Here is a 25,517-nt window from a genome sequence, read left to right as displayed (position 1 = left end):
TCAGAAAATGATTGGGAAAGAAAGGATTTACGATGAAGTTTGAAAAAATCTTAGAGAAACATTATGCCAAACTAAATGAATTGGATCACCAAATCGCTGCTTTTATTCTGAGCCACAAAGCGGAGATTTCTAACCTCAGTATTGTGGAACTGGCTGAAAAAAGCTTTACCTCCAAGTCCTCCATCTTCAGATTTGTACAAAAGCTGGGCTTTTCAGGCTACTCGGAATTTAAATATTTGATTCAATGGGACAATCACAATAATCAGACTTCTTCGGTCATTTCGATTGAGCATGTTGGGCATCAACTGGTTAATATCTTGAATAAAACAAAGCAAACCGATTTACCAAAGCTGTATGACAAAATCTATAATAGTCAGCGTATTTATTTGCTGTCTACAGGATTGAGCCAGCAGCTTCAGGCGCAGGTGCTGCAACGCAATTTCTTAAAAATGGGCATCAGCATGAGCCTGATCCCGTTAGACATCGGAACTCATTTAACAAGCGCGGTCATCGAAAAATTGGAACCCGAGGATCTGTTGATTATATTTTCATTTTCCGGAGAGAATCATGCTGTAAAAGAAGTCTTGGCCATACCTTTACTTAAAAAAATTCCGATTATATCCATCACAAATACCAGTCAAAACTGGCTTAGTAATCACTCTTTCTTTAATATTTCAACTTATATTGAAGACTCTGATGAGACTCATTTCACCTCCAGTTTTATACACAATATTATTGATTTTATTACATTTGAGTTTGAGCAATATCTTAAGGAGAAAATGAGTGCGCGTTTAAAATAACCATTCAACTCCTCCTTTCAGTGCCTGCCGTTACGCAGGAGCTATTTACCGCTCACTTCTCATCCATCAGCTCTTGGCTAAGTCTCATAATCTGCGGAGCCAACTTCTCGCGCTGCTTTTTCGTGATGAAGTTGAACAGCGGATAGGCTAGAGCTACGCCCGCGATACCGATGACACCGATCACGATCCCCGGAATCAGCATGGCGTTTATCCAAAGCAACGTGCAGCACAGTCCAACGCCAATGAGCAACACGCCGATCGTGCCGACTATGATCGAAATGATGGTTCCGGGTGTTTCAGAGCTTTTATCCAGCTTGCGTAACTGTTCCATCTTGTTTTCTTCTTTTGGGATATACTTCTGACGGATGCTGTTCACTTCCTCCTGTTGCTTTGCGGAATACATATAGGTAAAAGTTTTGTTTTCGTTTTCCATGTCCAAGGCCTCCCTTTAGGTTTGTTAAATCGCATCCTCGGTTCTCCTCAGCTTAACAAGGAAGGTGCTTCCCTTTCCCGGTTCGCTTTCCACCAAAATTTCGCCGCCGACAATATCAATGACACGTTTCACAAGGGCAAGTCCAAGGCCGTTTCCCTGCATTGCATGGGATTTGTCGCCCTGATAGAACTTCTCGAAAATGTGCTTTCCCACCTCCGGGCTTATCCCGCAGCCTGTATCCGATACCTTGACCACGGCCCAATTTTCTTCCGCCTTCAGACTGACGCTCACTTTACCGTGCGGCTCGGTAAACTTCATGGCATTGGAAAAAAGGTTGTTCCACACCAGCGTCAAAAGTTCCGCATCCGCTTCAACCGCGATGTCTTCCTCAATGTCTATGCCGATCTCCAACGCTTTCTTTTCCCATGTGTTTTCAAACTCCAACAGGCATTCGCGAAGCTGCTCGCCCAGGTTGTATTTTTGGGTTTCTGGAAAAATCTGTTGACTTTCTAGCTTGTTCAGTTTCAAAATGTTGGTGATCAAGTCCGACAGCCGCCGGGAAGCTAATGTGAGCGTTTTGGCATATTCCATCCGCTTCTCTTCCGGCAGAGCAGGGGTTTGCAGCATAGTCGAATAATTTTGGATCACAGCCAGCGGTGTCTTCAGTTCGTGGGAGACATTGGCGATAAAGTCCGTACGCAATGTTTCGATACCGGAGAGTTCTTTAGCCATTTGATTCAAATTTTCGATAATGATATCGAATTCATTTCTGCTATTCGGTCCATGAATGGGATGGATGCGTGTCTTGAAATCGCCCTTAGTTATGCGGCGCGTGGCTTTCAGAATCCGTTTTACGGGACGCTCTACGGTAAATTTCCGGCGGATACCGTCAATCAGGCAAAAGAGTGCACTCAGGAAAACCACATTCGCAAAGGTCTTTGGTGCGCTACGCGAGATTACCGCCTCCGGAAGATCCAATCCCGCAAAAAACAGCAGGAAACAGCAGCTGACCACAAAGGAGATCACCAGGAAAAAAAACAGATAATGCCAAAGAGAAAACAGGCTGCGGGTCACCCGTATGTCTGAATCGTACCCTTTCATTTCAACACCGCCTTGTATCCCAGCCCATGCACGGTAACGATTTCAAAGTCCCTGCATTCAGAAAATTTGTCCCGCAGTTTTGTCATATACACATCCACGGTTCTGGGGCCGGAGGAGGTGTCGGAATCCCAGAACTCGTCCATCAGCTGCGAACGGGTAAATGTTTTCTTCGGATAGGACAGCAACTTATACAGCAGGTTGAACTCGCGGACGGTTAATGGGATTTCCTCGTCCTTCAAATAGGCCGTATGTTCCTCGGTATCCAGGGTTAGGCTCCCGATTTCCAGCCGTTTGCTGGACGCGATCTTCGCTCTGCGCAGCAGGGCGTCAAGACGTAAGACCAGTTCGTCCAGGTCGATGGGTTTTACCATGTAATCGTCGATCCCCGCACGAAATCCCCGTTGTTTGGAAGCAAAATCATCCCGCGCCGTCATGAAGAGGATCGGGATCTCTTGATTCAGGCTCCTGATGCTTTCGGCAAATTCAAAGCCGTCCCTCTCTGGCATCATGATGTCGGAGACGATCAGATCGAACAGATTTCCGTACATGGCGTTATATGCTTCATTGGCGTTCAGGCACCCCAGGGCCTGATACCCATTCTGATTCAAAAAAGAGCAGACAGCGTGATTTAACTCCCTGTCATCTTCCACAACTAATATTTTAAACATAGGCCACGCCCCCCATGAATTTTCTCCTATTATAACAGAGAGATATTAAAGTTATGTTTGCGGTTTCCCTCATGCATTAAGCAACTTCAATAAAATAAAGCCGGTACGCGTGATCAATATACGCACCGGCTTACTTCCGCTACTGGCTGTTGGAAATCAGCTTAAGTTTTGCCATCATCGGCTAGTCTGTTTTATTATCTTATCTATTTTCAATGAGTACCACCACCATCGGTATAAAGATGCAGGTCGGTTACCATTAATTTACCATCTACCTCTCCAAAGGTATTATATTCTGTTACAAGCATACTAAATGTTGTATCAGGTGAAGCCTTTGGTGTTAGGTACATATAATAAACCAGTGTCGCTGTATTTCCATCCACAGTAATATTCATAATTGGTCCCATTTCCATATCGAATTGGTCACGTTGAGATTTCATCGCAACTCTGTAATCGCTGTACTTTTGCTTTTCGCCACCAATAGCTGTAATATCAGCGTTCTCAGCATATAAGCCATCCGCAATCTTTAACCAAGACTCATAGTCTGGTTGCCAATTTCCCCACCAATTAAATAAAGTTAATTTGATTTGATCAGAAAGTTCCTTTGAATCTCCGTATAATTTTTCTGCTTCTTTTTGGGAAGTCAGGCGCAACTCCTTGCTATTGTCCTTGAGTACTTCATTCATTTCGTAAATTACCTCGTGGGACTGTGAAAGAACTTCAGTTCTTGTTGACTCATTTGCACTCTGGCTTGATGCATTTGAACTACATGCTACTAAGCCAAAAACAACAGTTGTTGTCGCTAATAATAAACCGATTTTTTTGAATGTTTTAGTCATTTTTTTCTCCTTAGAAGGTTATTGAACGGGCCAATTCAGCCACTTGCGTGCAGTTCCGCCAAGTATAGCCGCACGCTCCTGGTCGGACAGTTTAAAATTCCCCTTAACTCCGTACAGGATCTCTGACCAGTTTTCTCCCCTCTGATTGACCGAAAAGTCGCTGGCCCACATGATCCGATCCGCGCCAAAGCTTGAAATTGCCTTGCGCAGAAGGGGTTGCAGGTCCTCACCGGGGTAGACCGGGGTGTCGAACATTTCGGAAGTGTGGGACCATTTCAGAGCAATATTGGGAAATTTAGAAAGCGCCAGCACTTTATCAAACAAGGCCAGCTGTTCCTCCGGGGAACGCGCCGGGACGGCACCGCCGAACATCGTACGCATAGCATTGCTGTAAAGCCCGATATGATCAACAATGATGCGCAGGTTTGGGAATTTCTTTGCAGCATCAGCGATGAGCTCGGGATGATCGGGCAGGTAGAGAAACAGCGGAAGACCGGCCTTTTCGGTCGCCGCCAGGATATGATCATACTCGCCGTCGGCAAAGGCTTGCGTATCTTTGAGCGTCATGCCGGGAATAATTCTTATCCCGCGTCCGGATGGCGCATCACGGACCATCCGAATGATAGCTGCGTATTCCGGGTCCGTTCTATCCACTCTGAGAACCCACGAGAAGCGTTCGGGATAGAGTTGGGCAGCCAGCTCGGCCGTTGGGTTGATAGGCCGGATCCCCCCCTCCGATAGATCATGATGGGGTTTATAATCCGTACCTGGCAGCCAAAATTCATCAATCAGCACAGATTGAATCCCCATCGCATCCATCGCAGCCAGCGTTTCCTCGATCCCGCCTGGCCCAATATGGATTTGCGTGTCAACCACATCCAACGCAGGCGCGCTCCGCCGCTCATCCGACTTTTTTTCGGACTCCTTAATTTCAGCTTTAGTATCCGTAGTTTTGGCAGCGGAAATGGAAGCACTGCTCCAGGCGTTGAACGAAAAGACCACCGTTAACAACAGAAGGAGCGGCATCATCCGTCTCTTTTTTGTATCCTCCATAAAAACCTCCATTTTAGAGTTTTGAGCTTTCGCCATGCGATGATAACCGGCATTGCTTCATTACAGGCTGTTGGAAATCAGCTCAAGTCTTGTAACCATCGGCTCGTCATAGCCCGGAATTTCCGCAAATGTATTGAATTCCGTCACCTTGATAGTGATGGTCTTGCCGGCCTCCAGCTTTCCCATGGTCTGATTGGGCGTTAAATACATCTTGTAGGAGATGGCTACGGTTTTGTCCTCCGCCACACAGTTTTCAATGGCCCCCATATCCATGGCGAACATATCGCGCTGATCCTTCATGCTCTTCTGGTAGTCCTTGAAACGCTGCGGTTCGTCGCCGATGGCGATTATCGTGGCGTCGGGTGCATAAAGCCCGTCCGACCACTTAATCCAGTCTTCGTAACCGGGCTTCCATTCCTCCCAGGCGCGATGCAGACGATTTTTGATTTTTTCTTCGAATTTGTTTTCCAAATGAATCATCCTTTCGTTTTGATGTCTGTATTGTATTGTGCAGTTGTTTTTAAGTTGATGACGAAATGTTTAAGATATATTAAAGTTAGTAATATCCTTCATGGCAAATTCCATAATTCAAAAAGCTCCTGAATCTCTACAAGGGGAAACTCAAGAGCTCGTTCTTTGTTCAACATGTAAAGAAATCGTAAAAAAATAATCACAAAGTCTATGAACTGACATTAAATATTCTATTGTCAGAATCAACCCAACCTGTCTGCACCTTGCAATTAAAATATCGTTTCAGCAAAGTTGCAAGTTCATCTTGTGCGGACAAAAGCTGGTCTTTATTTGCATGCTCAAAGCCATCAATAGGGAATATTACGCTATTGGTTCCACTAGTGATCTTACCCAGTTCACTTTGTCGCCAAATCCATCTTCGAGTACGAACAGAATGCCCGGTAGCATATACGATTTCACCAATATCCATCCGCTCGCCTGCGGTTTCGCCAAATGGAATAAAGATATCTCCCACTTGAGAGTGACGCACGTAAAAATCCTCGTTAGAACTGTTAAGATCATGCGCACCAATGGGAACTTTATATTTTAATGAAATGGCATTTCCCAAATCAACAAGAGGATTTATAGATGGAAGCCCCTTCCTTTTGGAGATTCGGGTCAGCAATGCCTCTATTGAGCACATATATTTGTTGGGATTTACCTCCATTGCGCGAAATGCATCCCGATAACAACTGATTTCCTCGCTTTTCTTTACTTCTTTGTTTTCGAAATCACTTTCACAGCACATAATCCTTATTTGCAGCAGTTCTTCGATTTCAGGTAACTTCTGTGTATTATCAATGCCAGATGCTGAAACTACTGCAAAGCAGACATCATTCAGAACTTGAAAAACCTCCGGTTGAACAATAAATTTCACGGAAATTTCCTCCTTATGTGTTAATTACAGTTTTTATCAAGAACCACAGAATTGGCACAAATAAGGATGGCAACATGTTCAGAGCCTTACAATCCTTAATTTTCAAGATGGAAAGACCTGAGCTAAAGATTAGGAAACCACCTACAAGTAAGATAGCACCTAACATTCATTTCCCTCCTTTTTTGAAACACAATAAACCCTCCAATAGTTGGAGGGTCAAGTTGTTTTATATGGAATTTGTATTTCGGTAGTAAATTTTGAAGGATCGTTGGTGAGTCCGTAATCTATCAAAGCAAATTCAAGTGAATCTCCTGCGAGAACATACCCCTTTTGTTCCATATACTGAAATACTTTAATGTAGGCAGGCTCAGCATCCTTGTGTGTGCCGTGAAAGCGCAGGGTGAGATAACTTCCGCCCGGCAGACAACATGTGTCTTCCACATCATCATCCCCTGGCTCAAGAACAACAAAAATGGCAGAAAATTTATCAAAATTCCGTTTCAATAGATTTTCGCATGAAATCGAGACACCAACCTTTCCGAGAAACATAACGGAGTTGAGAGAATTCTTTTGCTCCAATTCACGGATAGGATGTTCCAAATCCTCTGCAACGGAGATTTCTTTCTTCAGCATGACAAGTGTTCTGTCGTCCAGTTTTCGCTCTTCTATTCTGCCATATTCAGTTTGTGAGGCATCTTCAATTTGCAGAATCCTACTGTGAATCTTTTTTTCTATCCGATCCAGTCGTTTCCGTTCTTCATCTACCTGTTTTTTTTGTTCCATGAGAATTTTAAGCATTTTTTTATTGTCGCGATTTTCAAAAAACTCGCGGATTTTGGGAAGTGGCACATTTAAAGAGCGAAGATAACGGATCGTATTCAGGCACTCAAATTGACGTGTAGAATAATACCGGTAACCATTTTCTTCATTGATAAACTCCGGCTTCAGCAAGGATATTTTGTCGTAGTGCCGAAGCAGGCGGACATCTATATTAAACAGTTTGGAAACTTCTCCTATTGAAAATAGTTCATTCATAATGCACCTCTTTTTTATAATGGATAAAGTTACAATACCATGCTAAATGGCAAAATAAAAACAACGGAGTAACTATCGTCGATCGAGCGGGACTCTTCCCAGACTGCAGATGCTGCTTGGCCACCGCGAAATAATCAATCTTTACGTCATCGAACAAATGCTTTTCCGCATCCGCAATGCCCGCAATTACAAACCCATTGACTACTATCTCCGCCTGAAAATTAGACGTGCTTGCTCCAGCTGTATTACTTCTCCAGGCTGTTTCGCAAAATCATCGGACAATCACCTACCGATTATCGGAACAAGCAAAAAGGATAATGGCCCCAACCGAATACGAATTCCGCAATAGTCTGGTATAGAGATGTGATCAAGAGCAATGGAGGCAGTTTGTTTCTAATAAAAATGATTGAGGTTGTTCTTATGAATATTTTAATTATGTGACTGCACTGGTTCGTGATCCGGAGAAAATCCGGACCCATGATAGGAACTTAACGATTATTCCAGGTGATACACAGATGGAACAACAACGCTGTCCGAAAGTATGCCGTTCATCATCGAAGCGATGCATAACGAAGGCGAAATGGGTTGTGCCGATCTTCAAGCAAAGAATTGGTTAGGAACAGCCGGTATTCTACAAAGCAGACTTTTCCCGAATGTCCTGCGATATCAATCCAGTGAATCTAAGCGTAAATCCACCCGTGCTGCGGAAGAACAACATTTTCGCCTTTAAGTATAAGCGGTTCAAGTTTCATAATTGGATTATAGATTTCGATAACAAGCTGAAAAATAGCATCCCGGAAAATTCCTGTACTAGCCGTGCAACTCAGGATCCGTGCCCTGATATCGCTCGTGCTCCCTTTGCACGATTATCCCTTTCTTTCAGGGGACCAGAGTGAGACAAGCTCTTGTCCATTTCTCGGTGATCTTAAAGTTTTGTGAGCGCCTGCGTCTTGAATCCGCGTCGTACAAAACTCGCTTCGGAAGCATCGGATTAGTTTTGTGAGCGCCTGCGTCTTGAATCCGGTTCGAACAAAACTTACTTCGGAAGCATGGGCTGATCAAAGGGGATAATCGTGCTAAGCGTCCAGCAGCGCGTGTTGATCCACGAAAGAATTCAGACCTCCTTTCGAGCTAGTTTCTGTTGCGATATCAGAAACCTTCCATCGAAGTTTATACTTTCTGGCGTTAAAAAAAGGGGACTGCCCTCATCACAAATTCCATAATAGGTATTCCTAATGTAACGCGGGCTGGTTGTTAATCCAATTGATGATTCTCTGTTCTTCATGGACTATATTCCTATGTCTCCGATGTCTGCAGCTCTGAACGCTTTCGTTTGCGGTATTTGGAGGGGGTCTCCCCAAAGACATCGTTAAACTTACGCGTAAAGTGAATTGCGCAATCAAACCCGACATCCGAAGCGATTTCCGCGACCTGCCGCTGTGTGCCGCTAAGTAATTGGGCAGCGCGTTCCAGCCTGAACTTGGTAAGTGTATTCAGTACGGTATCACCTACTTGTTCTTTAAACAGGTGGGATAATCTTGAGACGGACAGGCAGCTTCTCTGAGCTAATTCGGGCAAGCTGATCTTTTGTGCAGGATTTAGTTGCAAATCCTGCAATATCTCGGAAATTCGAGGATCCATGGCAGCGATCTGTTCTTGTTGGCTGTCCATCTGAAGATGAATCAGTGCTTCCTCAAGCGCCAGTTCCGCCAAACGCCGATGGAGTTCTGAGGTTACACCGGGCAATTCGTGGTCTACCATTCGTTGTAATGCTTTCTGGACGGAAGAGCGGGACTCCGCAGTCGACAGATGATGAAACACAAAATTACGCTCCATTTCCGGCAATTTCAGCCAGGTGCTCCACTGCGGATTAGGAATAAAATGCACCCAGATCATTTCCCATTCCGTACCTTTTGTTCGGTATTGATGAGGGTTGCCCGGAAGCAGAATGGCGATATCCCCAGCAACACATTCAGCGGTTCGGTCGGGAAGTTGAATTTCCCCCGATCCAGATACCGTGTATATGAATAGCCAGTCTCTGCTTCCGGAAGGCCGGTGTATCGCATAACCTGCACCTTCACGATAGTGGCCTGCAATCAAAATGCCATATGAACGTTCTCCATGAATAGCATAATCCATCGCTTTTTTAGCCATATTCAATCTACCTCACCACATTTATATCTTCTAGAATAAAAGAGAAATCAATTGTGATTAGAAAATCTGACAGTATAATTCATCGCATGCAACATATCACATGAAAACCAATCTTGCAAGGAGGCCATTTCTCATGACGAACACATCCAAACTTAGTCTGATTGACGCACCGCAAGCAGAAATTACACCGGGGAAACTGGGACACAAAGGCGGATCAAATCCGAAAGGCGAATCCTTCGGCTTTACTAACTTTTATATGACCCGCAACGGAAAGCCGTTTATTCCGGTAGTGGGCGAGTTTCATTTCTCCCGCTTCAGTTATCTCCAGTGGGAGGAAGAACTTCTCAAAATGAAGGCAGGCGGTGTCCATATTGTCGCGACCTATGTCTTCTGGAATTATCACGAGGAAGAAGAGGGAGTATTTGATTGGAGCGGCAGCCGTAATTTGCGTCATTTCGTTGATCTTTGTGCCAAGCTCGACTACCCGCTGATTCTTCGGATCGGACCTTTCTGTCATGGCGAGGTTCGAAACGGCGGAATTCCGGACTGGGTCTTCGCCAAACCGCTTGAGCTGCGTTCAAACGATCCCGCGTATTTGCAGCTTGCCAGAAAGCTGTATCGTGAAATTTCCAAGCAGATCAAAGGAACGATGTATCAAGAGGGCGGACCGGTGATCGCTGTTCAGTTGGAAAATGAATATATGCATAGCAACGCTCCAAATGAAGCCTGGGGATATACACACGGCAAATTCATGACCTCCGGAACGGAAGGCACGGCGCACCTTGCCGAACTTCGCCGGATCGCCGAAGAAGCTGGTATCCATCCGCTGTTCTTTACGGTTACGGCTTGGGGCGGAGCTGCCGTTCCGAAAGAAGACTTTCTCCCGATGCTGGCCGGTTATGCCTATACTTCCTGGCTTCCGGACCAGCCGGCAAGCCGCGAATTTTTATACCGCGATTTGCATGCTGTGCCTATGGAACCCGTGGATTTCGATACCCGCCAATATCCTGTAGCCTATTGTGAAATGGCAGGCGGCATGCAGGTCAGCTATAAAGCCCGGCCGTTTGTTCCGGCAGAAAGCATAGAAGCGATGACCTTGGTCAAGCTTGCCAGCGGCAGCAATATGCTAGGATACTATATGTACCATGGCGGCTCCAATCCGATTGGGAAGAAGACCTATATGAACGAACAATTCCTGCCAAAAATCACCTATGACTACCAAAGTCCGCTCGGTGAATTCGGCCGAATCCGCGATTCCTATGACCGTATCCGCTCCCTGTCTCTGTTCATGGAAACGTTCGGCGATTGTTTGGCTCCAATGGTTACCGTACTGCCTGAAGGTCAACCCGACCTGGATGTCCTCGACACTGAGACATTACGTTGGTGTGTTAGACAGGCGGAGGGACGCGGATTTGTGTTCTTGAACAATTTCCAGGACTGTGTAACGATGCCTGACCGTACCTTCCGAATCGAACTTGAGACCTCCCGTGGACCGGTAGCTTTACCTTATGAAGGTGAAGCCGTATTAGCAAGCGGTACAGGCGCAGTTCTCCCGTTTCATCTCGATTTGCACGGCGTGTCTCTGATCAGTGCTACGGCACAGTTGTTAACAGAAGTAACTACAGACGAAGAACAGGTTGTATTCTTTTATGCTCACACGGGACTATCTCCTGAGTATGTAGTCGACAAATCCTCCATCACCAATCTGGCGACAGACGATGGCACGATCAAGGATCACGGACAAGTGTATGTGGTTACTCCTGATGCCGGTAAAAATGGCGGCGTTATTTTCCAAACCATCGAAGGCAAACAAGTACGTTTCGTTACCCTGACCCGGGAACAGGCACTTCAGACTTATCGGCTCGAATTATGGGGCCAACAAACCATTGTTGTCAGTAACTGCCCGCTGACTGTTCATAACGATCAACTGGTGTGCACATCGAAAGGCAAACATTCTCTGGACGTCTCTTTCTTCCCGGCTCCATTATATGAAGTGCACGCTACCGCAGGACAGTTGGGGACTGCTCAAATGGAAGGAATCTTCAGCAAGTATGCTCTGCAGCTCCCGGAATACAAGCCGGAAATGACGATCGCCAAACCAGCAGAAAAAACGGCTGTCCTGGAAATATCCCCTGAGTGGCCGGCCCATGTGGATGATGTCTGGCTCGAGATCGATTACGACGGTGACGTGGCAGAAGCTTTTCTTGGCGGCACGCTGCTGACGGACAATATCCATTTCGGCCAAACCTGGCATATCGGACTTAAATCTTCCTATAATCAGCTGGAGAAAGACAAATTGCATCTGTCCATCACCCCGCTGCGTAAAGGTACCGTCCATACGTATATCAATCAGGCGCAAATTGAAGTATTTGAAGGCGTTGAGATTGCAGTGTTCCACCGGATTGAGGCTGTTCCGCAATACCGCACGTCACTGATAGCCTTGAAGAAATAGCGTAGTCACTGCAATCAAAAAAAAGCAGAACCGGACCCGATTACACGGTTTCGTTCTGCTTTTTTTATATTAACACAGGTTATCCACGCTGCTGATTGCGGAACTGGTTCGGCGATAAGCCAAATGTCTTTCTGAATAAACGCGAGAAATACAGTGGATCTTCAAACCCGTAGCTCATTGCAATATCTTTTATAGGAACTTTAGAGAAGTAAAGCTCCCTGCTTGCTGCCTGCAGCTTCATTTGTATCTAAACTTGATAATCAAACCAATCAAAATGAGCGGGAGATGCCGATTGCCGGCCATTACCAGTGGCATACATTGCGAGAAATACACCTGTAAACCCGCCCGCCACTTCTGTCGCCAGCAGACCGCATTCCCCCTGTCCTAACCAGAGCGGTTCATTTCCGTTTTCAGAGTATCCAAACCAATAGTTTGTTTGGTCCGCTTTGATCGTTAAAACAACGGAATCCAACGTCCATTGAATCTCCTTCTCCATTTTCCACAAACTCCCCAATCTCCTGCGAAAAATCAACTTGCGTTGGCCGGAGGTCTGTGTCACCGCCATTTCATAATGAAAACGTTCGTTCATATATACCGTGATACCGGCTTCTTCCCCATCCTGTCGAGGCGTAAAAGTTAAGTGTGTTGAAGCACGGCACTCAAAATGCTCCTGCCTTCTGCCAATGAATGTTGGAGAGTCCGTATCATTCAGCGTCACTGGGGAGCCATAAAGCGTTAAACTGCTGTTCTTCTCTGACAGCGACCAATGCTCGGGAATGGGCGAGCGCAGAAATGTCCAGCATGCCGCAAGCGACTCACCATCGAAATCATCTCTCACTTGTGGCACGGGTTTTGCTTGGAGGGTAAGATCACCCGCCGGCATGGTTTCACTGATGGTTCCCTTCTCGCCAATGATCGGCCATCCGTCGTCCGTCCACATGACCGGGGCCAGAAACGTTTCCCGGCCAAGGTGGTGACGCGGCGGGTATCCGAAAGGTCGGATCCCGAGATACACGGCCCACCAATGACCATCCGGAGTCTGAACCAAATCGGCGTGCCCTGTCGCTTGAATGGACTTCAGCAAGCTTCGATGCGACAGGATCGGATTATACGGGCAGCTCTCAAACGGACCTTCGGGTCTTCGACTTCGCGAGATCGTAACCATATGGCCATACTCCGTGCCCCCTTCGGATATCATGAGATAATACCAGTCTCCGATTCGATAAAGATGCGGAGCCTCCGGGTATTGGCCGCCGGTCCCTTTCCAAACCAGGGAAATTTCCGAAAGCCTTTTCCCCGTCTTTATATCAATTCTGCTCTGGTAAGCTCCTTGGCCCAAAGCATCATGGGAGGTTGTATAATAAACCGTACCGTCTTCATCAAAGAACAGATCGGGATCAATGCCCGGCTGGTCTACATATATTGGATCGGACCAAGCCGCGTGCGGATCATCCGTATATACATAAAAATTGCCGCCTCCCGATACATTGGTGGTTGTCATATAAAACGTTCCTTTATGATACCGAATCGTTGGGGCATAAATACCGCCCGAGCGGCAAAACATAAACAGCAAATGTACCCATCAGATTCAAATCCCGAATCAAAAGAAAAGTAGGAATGAGCCCGCCTGAAACATACATGGTCAGAGCAAGGAAAGTGGATATCCATTTTCGTCCTTCAAAATCCTGGCGGCTTAACACAAAGGCCAGCATAGACGAAGCTATAAGCCCTAATAATGTACCGATCAATGTGCGAAGAACCGATATTTTTAAACCTGTCAGCAGTCCGCCAAATGACAAAATTAGCGAATAATTTTCCAGCGTAAATTTATGGGGATAAATCGTGATGCCTCCCCTGACCGTATCGATCGAATCATTGAGCGAAATCGCGAGTACGTTCAAGAACGGATAGAGTGTACAAATCGTAACGAAAGTCATGACTACATAAACAAAGATATCGAAGCTGCGATCCGCAAGTGAACTTTTTAATCGATAACGTTGTGCCAACTCGAATACCTCCTACATGATGCTCTCTTTTGTGACTTTTTTAAAAATGCCATTCGCCACAAAAAGTAAAACCAAACTGACGACGGAGTTGAATACGTTGATTGCGGTACCAAAAGAATATCTCCCCATGCCCAAGCCGTAATTCAAGGCATATAAATCCAGCACTTCAGATTTCTCTCTCACAAGACTATTTCCAAGCAGGAACTGTTTTTCGAAACCAATACTAATTAAGTGGCCAATGGACATAATTAGCAAAATAATAATCGTTGAGCGAATTCCCGGGAGCGTAATATGCCAAATCTGCTTTAATCGGCCAGCCCCGTCAACACGGGCCGCTTCATACAGTTCGGGACCTATGCCCGCGATCGCAGCCAAATAGATGATGGCGTTCCATCCGGTTTCTTTCCAAATATCCGCACTTGTCACGATGTACCAGAACAAATTATCCTTAGCCATAAATGGAATAGGCTCACTAATGAGATGAAGATTCATTAGCATCTGATTAATGAGTCCATTTTCGGTGGACAGCATTTTTGTCACAATCCCGGCCACCACAACCCATGAGACAAAGTGAGGCAAGTATGAAACGGTCTGAACAAATCGTTTGACAAACGAGTTCTTTACTTCGTTCAATAGGATGGCGAATACGATTGGAACTGTAAATCCCGCGATCAGACCCAATAAACTCATAGCTAGCGTATTTTTCAGAGCATTTAAGAATTGATCATCCTGAAATAGCATGCGGAAGTTGTCAAATCCGACCCATTTCTGGTCAAAAAATGATTTTCCTATTTGAAATTTTTGAAACGCCATTGTCCAGCCCCACAGCGGCAAATAACTAAATACAAAAGCCACAGGCCTAAGCTTCAAGCCTTGATTTGAGGGTCTAAAAATAGCACGAAAAGGACAATTGCACCGCACAGAAGATCCAATATGGAATTACAGCCCTTTTCTGCTATTTTATGTCTATATTTTCAAGGTTTAATCATTATACTCAACGGTATAATCTTATTTGTAAGCGGATACAAAAAAGTTGAGGAGGTGGCTTACTTTATGAAGCCTGCCATTTTAAAAAAATTTTTTTGAGAATGCTGCTAGTATGTCTTTTGTCCGTATTGGTACAAAGTTCAGCCCTGGCTGAAGGCTCAGAGGCGAAAAAGGGAGAGGATATCCACTCGTTTCACCGCGTCGACCCGTACACGGCTGTAAAACAGATGGGCGCAGGCTGGAATCTGGGAAATACCTTGGATGCTATACCTACGGAAGGATCTTGGAGTCCTCCTGTTACCGAGGACACTTTCGATCACATTAAAGCAGCAGGTTTTCAAAGTGTAAGGCTGCCTGTAACCTGGACCCATCACATGGGAGAAGCGCCTGATTATACAGTAGACCCTGTCTGGATGGACCGGGTGTCGGAAGTCGTCGACATGGCTCTTGAAAGAGGATTCTATGTCGTGCTAAACGTCCATCATGATTCCTGGGAATGGGCAAATCTCTCGAATCAGGATAACTTGGAGGAGAAGCACCGCAAACTGAAAATTTTGTGGAAACAGATCGCCGAACGTTTTAAAAACCGTAGCGAGAAACTCATCTTTGAAACATTAAATGAACCTCAAGGAAGTACGATCGAGGATGCAAATCAATACAATTTAATGAACAAGAATATTGTGGAAGTCATTCGAAATTCGGGTGGATACAACCAAGAACGGTTGATTCTTCTACCGGGTTTAAATACAAATATAGAAAAAACGATAGACTGGTTCAAAAATCCGGATCCCGCGGATCGCAACCTCATGTTGACCGTGCACAATTATGACCCTTGGAATTTCGTTTCGAGGTATTGGGGAACGACCTACTGGGATAACCGGGAATATTTCGATGTACTGTTTGGCAAACTTGACGCCTTCTCCGATCAAATCGGTCTTCCTGTAATTATTGGAGAGTATGGTACGTTGGCATCAGGGACGGTTGAACACCATTCCAAGTGGGTATATACCGACCGTTTTGTCAGGGCCGCGCATAAATACGGTATGGCTACTATGGTATGGGATATTGGTATAGACCATTTTGACCGGGAAAATAAAGTTTGGGTCGATCCGATCTGCAGAGATATTATCCTTAATGCAAGCAAAGGGATCCGAAACTCCTTTGTTGATAAGGCTTCTATATACCTGAGAGACGGTGTTCCAATCACGGATCAAGTCCTTCAACTTGAATTAAACGGAAATAAGTTGGAAAACGTCTACCATGGAAGTACACAACTGAAAAAAGGAGAAGATTATTCTTTAGAGGGGAGCGTATTAACTCTAAACGGAAAGTATCTCTCGACCCTTGTCCAAGATTTAGGCGTGCAGGCAACACTGAAATTTAAATTCAACGAGGGTGCGGAGCAATCATTGGACATCATTAAATTTAAAGCTCCGGAAATGGCTGTAACCGAAGTCACCATTGAAAAAGGGTCCGTAGCGGATGATTTGAAGATACCGACACTATTTAACGGAACAAGCCTGGCCACTGTTACCGCCTTGGAATTGAATACGATTGACTATCAGACAGGCACCCCTCTTCCTATGCCGGTAAAAGACGAATGGACCAATTTTATGCCAAACAATGCGTTTGATGGCCTGCGCGGGGGATTAAATTTCAACGATGACTTCCGGTCAGACGCGACGAATGTGTATATTTCAAAGAATGTTCTAAATCTAATGAATGATGATGCTGTTTTCTCCTTTAAATTTTGGCCAAGGGATCAGGAAGTCAACGTCGATGTGATCGTCCGTGTAAAATAGGACCGAAGACGTTTAAAAACCCCGCTGGGATCGGCGGGGTTTTCATCTTTAGGCTATCATCCGGAACCAGGCAAACGATATCGTCCCCTGCAGGACGAGAAGATATACATCGCGGCGTCTGGCCGCATCCGTCAGTCCAAACGAGAAGCTGCGCCAGGCCTGCTCACCGCAGGGTGGAATGGCGCATCGGCCGGCCAGCGGCCCATCCGGTCCGTCCAGCCGAACCTCGACGACAGCCTCCTCTGTGCCGGCAGCCCGCAGCTCGATTACGGAAACTCCCTTCCCCAGCTCCGCATCTTTGAAAGCAAGCCAGCCTGTCCCGCCGCTTACGATGGCCGCGCTGCCGCCTTCGGAGCATTCGCCGAGATAGATGCCTGTATAAGCGTCATAGTTGGCGGCCCGTGTCACCCGTTTTAGGTCTCGCGGCGGAATCGTCTCGCCGGCAACTGTTAGGCGGCCTTCCAGGCGCAAGTCAGCGGAAGAAGAGCCGATCAGGAGCGTGTACTCACCGCTTTCGATACAGAATCGCTCGCGCGTCACATCCCAAATACGCAGCGATTCGAGCGGCAGACGGAACGTTAGGTCCGCCGTTTCGCCCGGCAGCAGTTCGATTCTTTGAAAGTCGGCCAGTTGCAGGCGCGGACGTTTAACGCGGGAGTTCTCTGCCCGCACGTAAAGCTGCACGACTTCCTCGCCCGCGCGGCCGCTTGTGTTGGTCACGCGGCAGGCCAGTTCGACGGCAACGTCTTTTCCCGTCTCGACCCGGGTTGCGGACAAGCGTAGATCTTCATACTGAAAGTCGCTGTAAGAAAGTCCGTGGCCGAACGGATAAAGTGGTTCGCCTTCAAAATACTGGTACGTGCGGCCGCCCTGAATGATGTCGTAGTCCATGAAAGGCGGCAGCTGATCGACGGACTTGTACCAGGTCATGTTCACACGGCCCGCCGGATTGACATCCCCGAACAGCACGTCCGCTACGGCATGGCCCAACTCCTGGCCCGCATGGGACGTATATAGAATCGCCGGCGCCTTATCCTGCAAAGCGTTCAAGGCGAACGGGTAACTGCCGACCACAACCACGACGGTGTTCAGGTTGGCTTTGAGCACCTCCAGAGCCAGCCTTTCCTGTACAGCCGCCAACGTAATGTCGGGCCGGTCCATCGTCTCTTTGCCGTTGATCAGCGGATGGTTGCCGACGAACACGATCGCCGCATCCGCGCCGCCAGCCGCTTCGACCGCCGCATCCGCGCCGCTTGCCGCGCATTCGAGCGCAAACGTTTCGGCAGGCGTTTCAATGGCGGATCGGCCAATCTCCGCTGTACCGCCTACATTAATCGCGTTGGCCGTCTCGTCCGCAAGGCCGTCTCCGGCGAGCAGCGCGCCCGTTTGTTCATCGACGGTCACGGGCATCTCGTTCCAGGTCGAGACGGTCGAAAGCGTCGGATCGGAATCCGCCTTTCGAATCTTAAACACTTCCTTCGTAAACCATTCCCAGATCCGCCCGGCCGACGCCTGCACGGTCTTGTCGTCCGTCGTCAGGTAACGGCCATTCCGCTCGGCGAACAGCGTATGGCTCCCCCAGCCCCAGTCCGTCACTTTGAACACGTCCCCATCTTCCGCCGATGCAGCGGATACGGCCAGCATCGCTTGGTTATCTTCGCCGATCCGGACGTAACGCCCGCTGCGAACCGCCTTCAGCCGAACGCGGTCGGAACCGGCGGCATATACCGTTTCCGCTCCGGTTCCAGCGCCCGCAAGGCGCTCCCGAATCCCCTGCAGCGGGGTGACGGCATAGGGCAGCGTGCCGCTGTACCAGTCGCTATATACGACATCGGCGAGCGGACCGATCACCGCAACCTTGCGCAGCTTGTCCGCCTGAAGCGGCAGCACGCCGTCATCGTTCTTGAGCAGCACAACGGCCTTCCGCGCCGCCTCCCGTGCCAGTTCCGCGTGCGCCGGCCGCAAGATCGCCTTCTCGTCCAACGCAGCATACGGATTCCGCTCGTCCGGGTCGAACTCCCCGAGCCGGAAACGGACGCGGAACGTGTTGCGCAGCGCAACGTCGAGATCGTTTTCTGTCAAAAGCCCGTCCGCGAGGGCTAGGCGAATCGCTTCCGTTACGACAGCGGCTTCATCCGTAATGCTGTCGATGCCCCCCTCCCGGATGGAACGCATACCCCGGCGGGGCACAGAAAGCAATCAGAGATAAGAAACTCATCCCATTGAATGATTATTTGGATCATGCTCCCAACTTAAAAAAACTGCTGGACGATCATCCGGAATGGAGAAAAATGGCTTCTACAGACAATGGAGATCTCATTGGCTTTCCGTTCATTCGTGAGGATGTCACCCAGCAAGTGTTTTTGGGACCAGCAATACGCAAAGACTGGCTGGATAAATTAAATTTGTCTGTACCAACGACAATCGATGAATGGTACACCGTTTTGAAAGCGTTTAAAGAGCAAGACCCCAACGAAAATGGTGAAGCGGACGAAATTCCGATTCTAATTCCGGCAGGAGAATTAGCTTTTGCCGGCGCCTTCGGAACACCTAATGATTTCTACCGGGAGAATGATACCGTCAAATACGGGCCAATTGAACCCGGTTTCAAGGAATACTTGGCCACCATGAACCAATGGTATAACGAAGGGCTGCTCGACAAGGACTTCGCGACAACGGATGCCAAAATGACAGATGCCAAAATAACAGGCAATCAGGTCGGTTCGGCGGTGTTGTTTCTCAATGGCGGAATTGGAAAATACATGGACTTGATGGCGTAAAGCCAACCGGATTTCACAATTGTCGGAACCCCCTATCCGACTTTAAATCCTGGCGAAAAGCCGGTATTCGGACATACGGATAATCCCGTGACCGGCATCTTCGCAGCCATAACCGTAAGCAACAAAAACGTGGTCGAAACCGTGAAATTCCTGGATAACTTATACAGTGAAGAAGGGAAACTCATCATGAACTTTGGAAAAGAAGGCGAAACCTACACATTAGTTGACGGCCAGCCCCGGTATAAGGATGCTATCTTGAATAATCCTGACGGACTGCCGATTTCCCAAGCCTTCAGAAAGCATATTATGGGCGCTACATCAGGTCCTTTTGTGCAGGATGTACGTCACACGCAGCAGTATACGACCAAGCCTGAACAAAAAGAGGCCATGACATTGTGGTCAAACACTACACAGGAAAAAAGAATGCCTCCCGTTAGTATCTCTGTGGAAGATAGCAGCCGATACTCCTCAATCATGACCGATGTCAATACATTTAAAGACGAAATGGTTCTGAAATTTATTATGGGCACAGAGCCGCTCGATCATTTCGATAACTATGTAGAAATGTTAAAAGGTTTAGGAATCGAAGAAGCGATCCAAATTCAACAAGCAGCTTTAGAAAGATACAACAACCGATAAGCATTACTAACAATTCGGGAAAATGGCAGGGAACAGCTTGCCATTTTCCGGACATCCGGGAGGGAGAATTCGTGCCTGATTTAGACAGAAACTCTATGCAAGCAGCAGCCAGAATACCTGAGGAAAGCAAAAAGAGTATCATCAAGCGGGATTTGGTTCGTAATCGCTATATTTATTTGATGCTTGTTCCTGTTTTGATTTACTACGCCATTTTTCATTACGGTCCTATGATTTCGGGTATTCCGCTGCCGTAGGCTTGTTCAATTCAGTCATCAGCTTCATTTTGCTTACACTCGCCAATACAATTAGCAAGCGGGTAAGCGAACACAGGCTGTGGTAAAGGAGAAGCGAGAAAAATGACTACTAAACGTTCTCTGGGTGAAACTGTATTTTCATGGTTCAATATCTGCTTTATGGTTTTGCTTTGCTTCCTTACACTCTATCCGTTTATTTATATCCTCTTCGCATCTCTAAGCGATCCTGCGGAAATGGCCCGGTTTCGCGGCATGCTGTTCTATCCGCTGGGGTTTAGTTTCGATGCCTATAAAGCGGTATTGGAAAATCCCATGGTTACAACTGGCTACCGGAATACGCTTTTCTATGTGACAACAGGTACAGTCATCAACTTGATGATGACAACGCTCGGTGCCTATGCTCTTTCCCGTCGTAACGTTTATTTCAAAAACCACATCATGCTCATGATCGTGATCACAATGGTGTTCAGTGGGGGGCTTATTCCGTCTTACCTGCTGATTAATCATCTTGGGATGTTAAACACACCTTGGGCACTTCTCTTGCCAGGAGCAATCAACTCGTTCAACTTAATTATAATGCGAACTGCATTTCAAGGCATTCCGGCAAGTTTGGAGGAATCCGCACGCATCGACGGAGCGAATGACTGGGTTGTTATGACCAGAATTATCATCCCCCTTTCTATGCCCGTGATTGCCGTCATGATCTTATGGTATGCCGTCGGACATTGGAATTCGTATTTTAATGCATTGATTTACTTGCGTGACCGGGAATTATTCCCTCTACAGCTGGTACTCAGGGAGATTCTGATTTCCAACAGCACAGATAGTATGATGACAGGAGCAGCGGCCGGCGATCGTCTGGATATCGGGATAACGATAAAGTACGCGACGATCATTGTGTCTACCTTGCCGATCTTGGTCCTGTATCCGTTTCTGCAAAAATATTTTGTGCACGGCGTTATGATCGGTGCGCTCAAAGAATAATGGCTAGCATGGTTTCAAGGTTGCACAATTTGCTGGAAAACCTATATCTAATTCGTAATACATTCCAAATATGCAAAAAGCTCCTGAATCTCCGTAAAAGGAAACTCAAGAGCTCGTTCATTATTCGTTGATGCGGTCGAGAGGACTCGAACCTCCACGGGGGGTTAGCCCACACGGACCTGAACCGTGCGCGTCTGCCAATTCCGCCACGACCGCGTATTTCGTCGATGCATTGTTTTGCAGCAACGATTTATATATTAACATGTATTTTGAAGTAAATCAACAACCTTTTTTTTGCTTGGACCGGTGCAAAACCTCCCCTTGATTAAAACCGCTCGATTAGGGTATGATAAGAACATAAGTTCGCATATACTCACATATAAAGGCGGTGTTTTCCCATGGCTGTTCCCGGCCTCAAAGAGGATGAGCTCGCGTTAATCAAAAGCGCGCTGCTGCTAGGATTTTTACAGAAAGTATTTCAGCGGGACGCCCGGATCCTCGAGCAAAGCGGGGTGCTGAAAAACCCCGAGGTTTACGCTGATTTCATCCGTGGCGGAGAACGGCGGGTGGCGCTCGTGTTGGCCGAGATTCAAGGCAAATTCCGCGAGCGCAACATCGAAATATACCGGATCAGCCAGGACGAGAACGGCATCCAGGCGGAGTACCGCTGCCGCGGATTCCATGGCAAGATGCGTATTCTGTGGGCCGGCTTGCAGCGCGAGGTGTCCTCGCGGATGCGCGCGTATCTGGGCGGCAGCGGCGGCGCGGCGGGCAAAGGGCGGTCATCCTCCGAAGCCCTCTTCCAGAACGCGGACGATGGCGCCTTCCCGGCAAGCATAGCAAAAAAGGGACCCTCCAAGGTGTGATCCATAGCCTGAAAGGTCCCTTTCCTCCGTTACTGCACAGGCGGCGAGGACAAAGCCTGCTGCACGCGGGTTCCCCCCTGCGACAGCGCGTTTCCGGCCAAAGCCGCGGAAGCCACGGCGACCGTTTCCAAAATTTCCGCATCGGTCGCTCCTTTTGACTTGACTCATGAAATAAAGGATTTTCACATAATTGGGTAATTTACCCCGCTAACACAACTGTGGCCGAACCTCCGGCAAAAAGAGCATTAATATTGTCCAGTGAAGTAATAATCGCTTTACTTTCCGGGCGACTTTCTACAAAAGAAATGGCGGCTTCAACTTTGGGCAACATACTGCCCGGCGCAAATTGATTTTCATCAATCCATTTTTTTAATTGATCGACGGTGACCGCTTCTAATTTCTCCTGGTTGGGTTGATTGTAATTGACATAAACATGATCGACGCCTGTTAAAATGAACAAATAATCGGCCTCGACAAGATTCGCCAGCTTCGCAGAGGCAAAGTCTTTATCGATGACGGCTTCGACTCCCTTATAACCATGTGGTACTTCTTTTACGGGAATCCCCCCTCCGCCGGCCGAGATCGTGACATATCCGTTTTCGATCAGGGTTTTGATGATTGGGTACTCGACGATCGTTAGAGGTTTAGGGGAAGGCACAACTTTTCGATACCCGCGGCCCGCATCTTCCACATAGATTTCGCCCGTTTCAGCGGCTGCTTTTTCCGCTTCTTCCTGAGTGAAAAACGGTCCTATCGGCTTAGTGGGGTTGCTGAATGCCTTATCGTTTTCGTCAACGACGACTTGAGTCACAATCGATGCCACTTGATGGTGAAGTCCGGCTTCAACCATAGCTTCATTCATTGTGTTTTGCAGCCAGTAGCCTATACTCCCTTGAGTCATCGCCACACATGTATCGAGCGGTAAAGCCGGATTTTTATCGGATTTAGCCAGTGCTTGCTGCAACAATAAATTCCCGACTTGAGGCCCATTACCGTGGCTAATAATGAGTTGGTGTCCTTGCTTGATTAATTCGATTAATTGCTTGCTCGTATAACGCAAAGCTTCAATTTGTCCCTGAGGGGAAGGATCGTCGTTCAATATAGCGTTACCGCCCAATGCGATTACGATTCTTTTGCCCATAACTTCCTCCAATTTGCTTGTTTTAAAAAAGTAAGAACACCTATTAAAGTATCGTTTCCAGAGGTTGCGCCGTATGCTTGTATCTTTTTTATCGCCTCTGTAAGTTGCTGTTTATTTTCGGATTGAATCGCTTGACAAAGCTTTATCCATTGGGCATTTACATATCCATCAAACAGAGCCTGATAGTACGCTCGACTCACAGCTGTCGTTGATCGATGCTGTAATTGCCGCTGCGTCATACCGGTTAAGAAGGTTCCGCTGCCGGTTATACGCTCAAACAGGATCAGCCCTTGTAAAAAATCATCGCCGGCAGGCGTTAAGCCGACTCCCGCGCCGATCAAAGATCGGACAGCTTCTTCAGAAAAACAATTCGGTTCGTTAACGAAGTTCTCGTACAATGGTTTCAGCGGCGATGAAGCGAATCCGGAATGCTCCCAGATATCCGCTTCTTCAAGCAGATGCAATAAATCGCTTTTGCTCAGCTGCTCATGCGGCACGTACGGTATCGATAAATCCACGCTGCGGACCGACGGGATCGTCATCGTTGTCACCTGAGGCCGGGTGTAACAAATAAATATCAGGCTAAATTTTTCTTCAGATTGGGAAAAACTGCTGCTTATCTTTACCGGGTCGCCGACAGATAGCCCTGCTTGGATAAGCTTGAAATCTGCAGCGTCGATCGCGAGTCCGATTGCCGATAAGCTCTCCACGTCTTTTCCGACGAACAATAAGCGATCTTTGTATGTTAGGTTGAATCCATTCGAAAAAATCGAATGGATTCGCGCAAAGATACTTCCTTTTTGCTGGATCATATGCTGTACGTACGGGCTGATATAAACTTTTTCGCATTTTATGCTGCGTTCATTCATCTTCCACTTTGATGCCTAACGATTTGGCGTAGGCAACCAATGCTTTTTCAAAGCACACGAGAGGCGCTCTGACCGTACCCGCACCAATTTGACCGACACCGGCTTCCTTATGAGCAATACCTGTATTGATAATAGGCGTAATACCGGTTTCTACAACCTTGCGGATATCAATACCCAATGTCGCGCCTTTGAAGTTCCAGTTCGGAATAGCCCAGGCCGGATTGTTCGTAATGGAAATGCGCTGCATCTCTTCCGAAATGACTTGTGCATCGTTCAGTCCGCTTAATCCGACAAAACGTGTCACACCAGGCGCAGCGATCATGGCCATGCCGCCAACACCGACTGTTTCCGTTATGGCACTGTCTCCGATATCCGGATTGGCCAGTTCTGCCGAATAGCCCGCAAAGTATAATCCGTCCGGCGTATTCACGGGACCTGTAAACCATTCATCGCCCAAAGCGCTGATCCGAACCCCAAAGTTCTCCCCGTTACGCGACATGGTCGTCACGACACAGCCTTCTTTTACTTTACGCGCGTAATCGACCATCGCTTTACCTGTGGCCATCATAATATTCAGGAAAAATTGGTCGGTATTCGCCAAAAACTGAATCACGTCCGCTTTATCTTGTTCTTCCACGTCAAGTGTGACAATCGCAGGCGTAATTTCTTTTAGAAATACGAGTGACGCCGCGATGTTACGCTGGTGGAATTCATCTCCCATACCGATTGCCCGGGCAATCATGACGTTCAAATTCAATCCTTCGCCGAACGTTCTTAAAGCCTGTCCCAATACCGGCCCCAGAACATCGCGCATCCATTTCAAACGTTTGATGACATTTTCATTATTGGCGCCGAAACGAAGCACTTCACCGATACCTTCGTTCATAATGCAGTAGCCGGTTGTACCGTCCGTTTTATTTTCTACGATGAATACAGGGAAATTGGCAGATGTGATTCCGCCCATCGGTCCTACTGCACCGACGTGGTGGCAAGGAATGAATTTCACTTCATTGTTTTCCAATTGACGACGGGCGTCCTCATGATCCGCTGCCCATCCTTCGAATAACAGAGCGCCGATTACGGAACCTTTCATAGGCCCGGTCATATTTTCATATTTGATCGGCGGCCCGGCGTGAAGAATGACTTTTTCGCCGGTATTCAGTTCCGGAATAACTTCTTTGGCTGGACGCGCATCTACCAAGAAGGGTTGAGATTCCAACAATCGGCTAACGACTTTATCATTTGCCGCATTGATTTCCGCTTCGCGTTT

The 25,517-nt window shown here is 47.2% G+C and carries 26 protein-coding genes, 1 tRNA gene and 3 pseudogenes; 11 read left to right on the top strand and 19 right to left on the bottom strand.

What is annotated here, in order from left to right:
• The first annotated feature begins 32 nt into the window (after positions 1 to 32).
• Positions 33 to 800, top strand: a complete 768-nt coding sequence (locus EHV15_RS19475) for a MurR/RpiR family transcriptional regulator (protein WP_128632658.1) — start codon at positions 33 to 35, stop codon at positions 798 to 800.
• A 52-nt stretch (positions 801 to 852) separates the two neighbouring features.
• Here EHV15_RS19475 and EHV15_RS19470 read toward each other — a convergent pair whose 3' ends face one another.
• From EHV15_RS19470 to EHV15_RS19430, 9 genes are all read right to left on the bottom strand, one after another.
• Entirely contained in the window at positions 853 to 1,233 is a 381-nt protein-coding gene (locus EHV15_RS19470; RefSeq protein WP_128632657.1) for a hypothetical protein, read from the bottom strand.
• Positions 1,234 to 1,257: 24 nt separating this feature from the next.
• The gene (locus EHV15_RS19465; protein ID WP_218571243.1) at positions 1,258 to 2,307 is read right to left on the bottom strand and encodes a HAMP domain-containing sensor histidine kinase; all 1,050 of its coding nucleotides are present in this window, start codon (positions 2,305 to 2,307) and stop codon (positions 1,258 to 1,260) included.
• A 23-nt stretch (positions 2,308 to 2,330) separates the two neighbouring features.
• Positions 2,331 to 3,002, bottom strand: coding sequence for a response regulator transcription factor (locus EHV15_RS19460; protein ID WP_128632655.1), 672 nt, complete (start codon positions 3,000 to 3,002; stop codon positions 2,331 to 2,333).
• 209 nt (positions 3,003 to 3,211) lie between these two features.
• Positions 3,212 to 3,838 carry a hypothetical protein gene (locus EHV15_RS19455; RefSeq protein ID WP_128632654.1) on the bottom strand — a complete coding sequence of 209 codons (627 nt, stop codon included), beginning with the start codon at positions 3,836 to 3,838 and terminating at the stop codon, positions 3,212 to 3,214.
• A gap of 18 nt (positions 3,839 to 3,856) precedes the next feature.
• Positions 3,857 to 4,891: an amidohydrolase family protein gene (locus EHV15_RS19450; RefSeq protein WP_178075899.1), complete on the bottom strand. Its 1,035-nt coding sequence runs from the start codon at positions 4,889 to 4,891 to the stop codon at positions 3,857 to 3,859.
• 60 nt (positions 4,892 to 4,951) lie between these two features.
• Positions 4,952 to 5,362 carry a hypothetical protein gene (locus EHV15_RS19445; RefSeq protein WP_128632652.1) on the bottom strand — a complete coding sequence of 137 codons (411 nt, stop codon included), beginning with the start codon at positions 5,360 to 5,362 and terminating at the stop codon, positions 4,952 to 4,954.
• Positions 5,363 to 5,570: 208 nt separating this feature from the next.
• Positions 5,571 to 6,278, bottom strand: coding sequence for a B3/B4 domain-containing protein (locus EHV15_RS19440; RefSeq protein WP_128632651.1), 708 nt, complete (start codon positions 6,276 to 6,278; stop codon positions 5,571 to 5,573).
• Between the two features lie 13 nt (positions 6,279 to 6,291).
• On the bottom strand, positions 6,292 to 6,444 hold the full coding sequence (locus EHV15_RS19435) for a DUF554 family protein (RefSeq protein ID WP_128632650.1): 153 nt from the start codon (positions 6,442 to 6,444) through the stop codon (positions 6,292 to 6,294).
• Between the two features lie 50 nt (positions 6,445 to 6,494).
• Positions 6,495 to 7,313 (bottom strand): MerR family transcriptional regulator, encoded by an 819-nt coding sequence (locus EHV15_RS19430; RefSeq protein ID WP_128632649.1) that lies wholly within the window; start codon positions 7,311 to 7,313, stop codon positions 6,495 to 6,497.
• 231 nt (positions 7,314 to 7,544) lie between these two features.
• Here EHV15_RS19430 and EHV15_RS37420 point away from each other — a divergent pair, with 231 nt between their 5' ends.
• Together EHV15_RS37420 and EHV15_RS37415 are read left to right on the top strand one after the other, a co-directional pair.
• Positions 7,545 to 7,631, top strand: a complete 87-nt coding sequence (locus EHV15_RS37420) for an AraC family transcriptional regulator (RefSeq protein ID WP_425464481.1) — start codon at positions 7,545 to 7,547, stop codon at positions 7,629 to 7,631.
• 113 nt (positions 7,632 to 7,744) lie between these two features.
• Positions 7,745 to 8,031, top strand: a pseudogene (locus EHV15_RS37415) (hypothetical protein); the annotation flags it as partial.
• A gap of 578 nt (positions 8,032 to 8,609) precedes the next feature.
• Here EHV15_RS37415 and EHV15_RS19420 read toward each other — a convergent pair.
• A complete protein-coding gene (locus EHV15_RS19420) occupies positions 8,610 to 9,467 on the bottom strand; it encodes a helix-turn-helix domain-containing protein (RefSeq protein WP_128632648.1) in 858 nt (285 codons plus the stop codon).
• Positions 9,468 to 9,600: 133 nt separating this feature from the next.
• Here EHV15_RS19420 and EHV15_RS19415 point away from each other — a divergent pair, with 133 nt between their 5' ends.
• Positions 9,601 to 11,919 (top strand): beta-galactosidase, encoded by a 2,319-nt coding sequence (locus tag EHV15_RS19415; RefSeq protein ID WP_128632647.1) that lies wholly within the window; start codon positions 9,601 to 9,603, stop codon positions 11,917 to 11,919.
• Positions 11,920 to 11,998: 79 nt separating this feature from the next.
• On the opposite strand, the gene EHV15_RS38365 is transcribed toward EHV15_RS19415, so the two are convergent.
• The 4 genes and pseudogenes from EHV15_RS38365 to EHV15_RS19395 all read right to left on the bottom strand — a co-directional run bounded on the left by EHV15_RS38365 (position 11,999) and on the right by EHV15_RS19395 (position 14,738).
• Complete coding sequence (locus tag EHV15_RS38365; RefSeq protein ID WP_128632646.1) at positions 11,999 to 12,160, bottom strand: AraC family transcriptional regulator; 162 nt, start codon at positions 12,158 to 12,160, stop codon at positions 11,999 to 12,001.
• A 6-nt stretch (positions 12,161 to 12,166) separates the two neighbouring features.
• Positions 12,167 to 13,420: a glycoside hydrolase family 43 protein gene (locus EHV15_RS19405; protein ID WP_246061681.1), complete on the bottom strand. Its 1,254-nt coding sequence runs from the start codon at positions 13,418 to 13,420 to the stop codon at positions 12,167 to 12,169.
• Positions 13,421 to 13,472: 52 nt separating this feature from the next.
• Positions 13,473 to 13,856: pseudogene (locus tag EHV15_RS19400) on the bottom strand (ABC transporter permease family protein); the annotation flags it as partial.
• Between the two features lie 81 nt (positions 13,857 to 13,937).
• Positions 13,938 to 14,738: an ABC transporter permease gene (locus tag EHV15_RS19395; protein WP_128635431.1), complete on the bottom strand. Its 801-nt coding sequence runs from the start codon at positions 14,736 to 14,738 to the stop codon at positions 13,938 to 13,940.
• A 293-nt stretch (positions 14,739 to 15,031) separates the two neighbouring features.
• Between EHV15_RS19395 and EHV15_RS19390 the strand changes: the two genes are divergently transcribed.
• On the top strand, positions 15,032 to 16,714 hold the full coding sequence (locus tag EHV15_RS19390) for a cellulase family glycosylhydrolase (RefSeq protein WP_178075897.1): 1,683 nt from the start codon (positions 15,032 to 15,034) through the stop codon (positions 16,712 to 16,714).
• A gap of 48 nt (positions 16,715 to 16,762) precedes the next feature.
• On the opposite strand, the gene EHV15_RS19385 is transcribed toward EHV15_RS19390, so the two are convergent.
• Positions 16,763 to 18,889 (bottom strand): glycoside hydrolase family 3 protein, encoded by a 2,127-nt coding sequence (locus tag EHV15_RS19385; RefSeq protein ID WP_128632644.1) that lies wholly within the window; start codon positions 18,887 to 18,889, stop codon positions 16,763 to 16,765.
• Between the two features lie 47 nt (positions 18,890 to 18,936).
• Between EHV15_RS19385 and EHV15_RS36585 the strand changes: the two genes are divergently transcribed.
• The 5 genes and pseudogenes from EHV15_RS36585 (at position 18,937) to EHV15_RS19365 (ending at position 21,371) form a co-directional block, all read left to right on the top strand.
• Positions 18,937 to 19,494 carry a type 2 periplasmic-binding domain-containing protein gene (locus EHV15_RS36585; protein WP_178075896.1) on the top strand — a complete coding sequence of 186 codons (558 nt, stop codon included), beginning with the start codon at positions 18,937 to 18,939 and terminating at the stop codon, positions 19,492 to 19,494.
• Positions 19,495 to 19,680: 186 nt separating this feature from the next.
• The gene (locus EHV15_RS36580; RefSeq protein ID WP_178075895.1) at positions 19,681 to 20,133 is read left to right on the top strand and encodes a type 2 periplasmic-binding domain-containing protein; all 453 of its coding nucleotides are present in this window, start codon (positions 19,681 to 19,683) and stop codon (positions 20,131 to 20,133) included.
• Between the two features lie 71 nt (positions 20,134 to 20,204).
• Complete coding sequence (locus tag EHV15_RS19375; protein ID WP_218571242.1) at positions 20,205 to 20,387, top strand: hypothetical protein; 183 nt, start codon at positions 20,205 to 20,207, stop codon at positions 20,385 to 20,387.
• Positions 20,363 to 20,473: pseudogene (locus tag EHV15_RS37410) on the top strand (sugar ABC transporter permease); the annotation flags it as partial. The gene EHV15_RS19375 and the pseudogene EHV15_RS37410, both read left to right, overlap by 25 nt.
• Before the next feature lie 16 nt (positions 20,474 to 20,489).
• A complete protein-coding gene (locus EHV15_RS19365; RefSeq protein WP_128632643.1) occupies positions 20,490 to 21,371 on the top strand; it encodes a carbohydrate ABC transporter permease in 882 nt (293 codons plus the stop codon).
• Positions 21,372 to 21,502: 131 nt separating this feature from the next.
• Here the strand turns inward: EHV15_RS19365 and EHV15_RS19360 are convergent.
• Positions 21,503 to 21,587: transfer RNA gene (locus EHV15_RS19360), tRNA-Leu, on the bottom strand.
• 182 nt (positions 21,588 to 21,769) lie between these two features.
• Here EHV15_RS19360 and EHV15_RS19355 point away from each other — a divergent pair.
• Positions 21,770 to 22,237, top strand: coding sequence for a YhjD family protein (locus EHV15_RS19355; protein WP_246061680.1), 468 nt, complete (start codon positions 21,770 to 21,772; stop codon positions 22,235 to 22,237).
• Positions 22,238 to 22,436: 199 nt separating this feature from the next.
• On the opposite strand, the gene arcC is transcribed toward EHV15_RS19355, so the two are convergent.
• The 3 genes from arcC to EHV15_RS37405 are packed head-to-tail and all read right to left on the bottom strand — an operon-like array spanning position 22,437 to position 25,502.
• The gene (arcC, locus tag EHV15_RS19350) at positions 22,437 to 23,378 is read right to left on the bottom strand and encodes a carbamate kinase (protein WP_128632642.1); all 942 of its coding nucleotides are present in this window, start codon (positions 23,376 to 23,378) and stop codon (positions 22,437 to 22,439) included.
• Positions 23,360 to 24,247, bottom strand: coding sequence for an oxamate carbamoyltransferase subunit AllH family protein (locus EHV15_RS19345; protein WP_128632641.1), 888 nt, complete (start codon positions 24,245 to 24,247; stop codon positions 23,360 to 23,362). Before EHV15_RS19345 ends, arcC begins: the two co-directional genes overlap by 19 nt.
• A complete protein-coding gene (locus EHV15_RS37405; RefSeq protein WP_246061949.1) occupies positions 24,240 to 25,502 on the bottom strand; it encodes a YlbE family protein in 1,263 nt (420 codons plus the stop codon). Before EHV15_RS37405 ends, EHV15_RS19345 begins: the two co-directional genes overlap by 8 nt.
• Positions 25,503 to 25,517 lie beyond the last annotated feature (15 nt).

Origin of the sequence: Paenibacillus oralis (genome assembly GCF_003863965.1) — a bacterium.
Classification (GTDB): Bacteria; Bacillota; Bacilli; order Paenibacillales; family Paenibacillaceae; genus Fontibacillus; species Fontibacillus oralis.
This window is presented reverse-complemented; position numbering and strand designations above follow the sequence as displayed.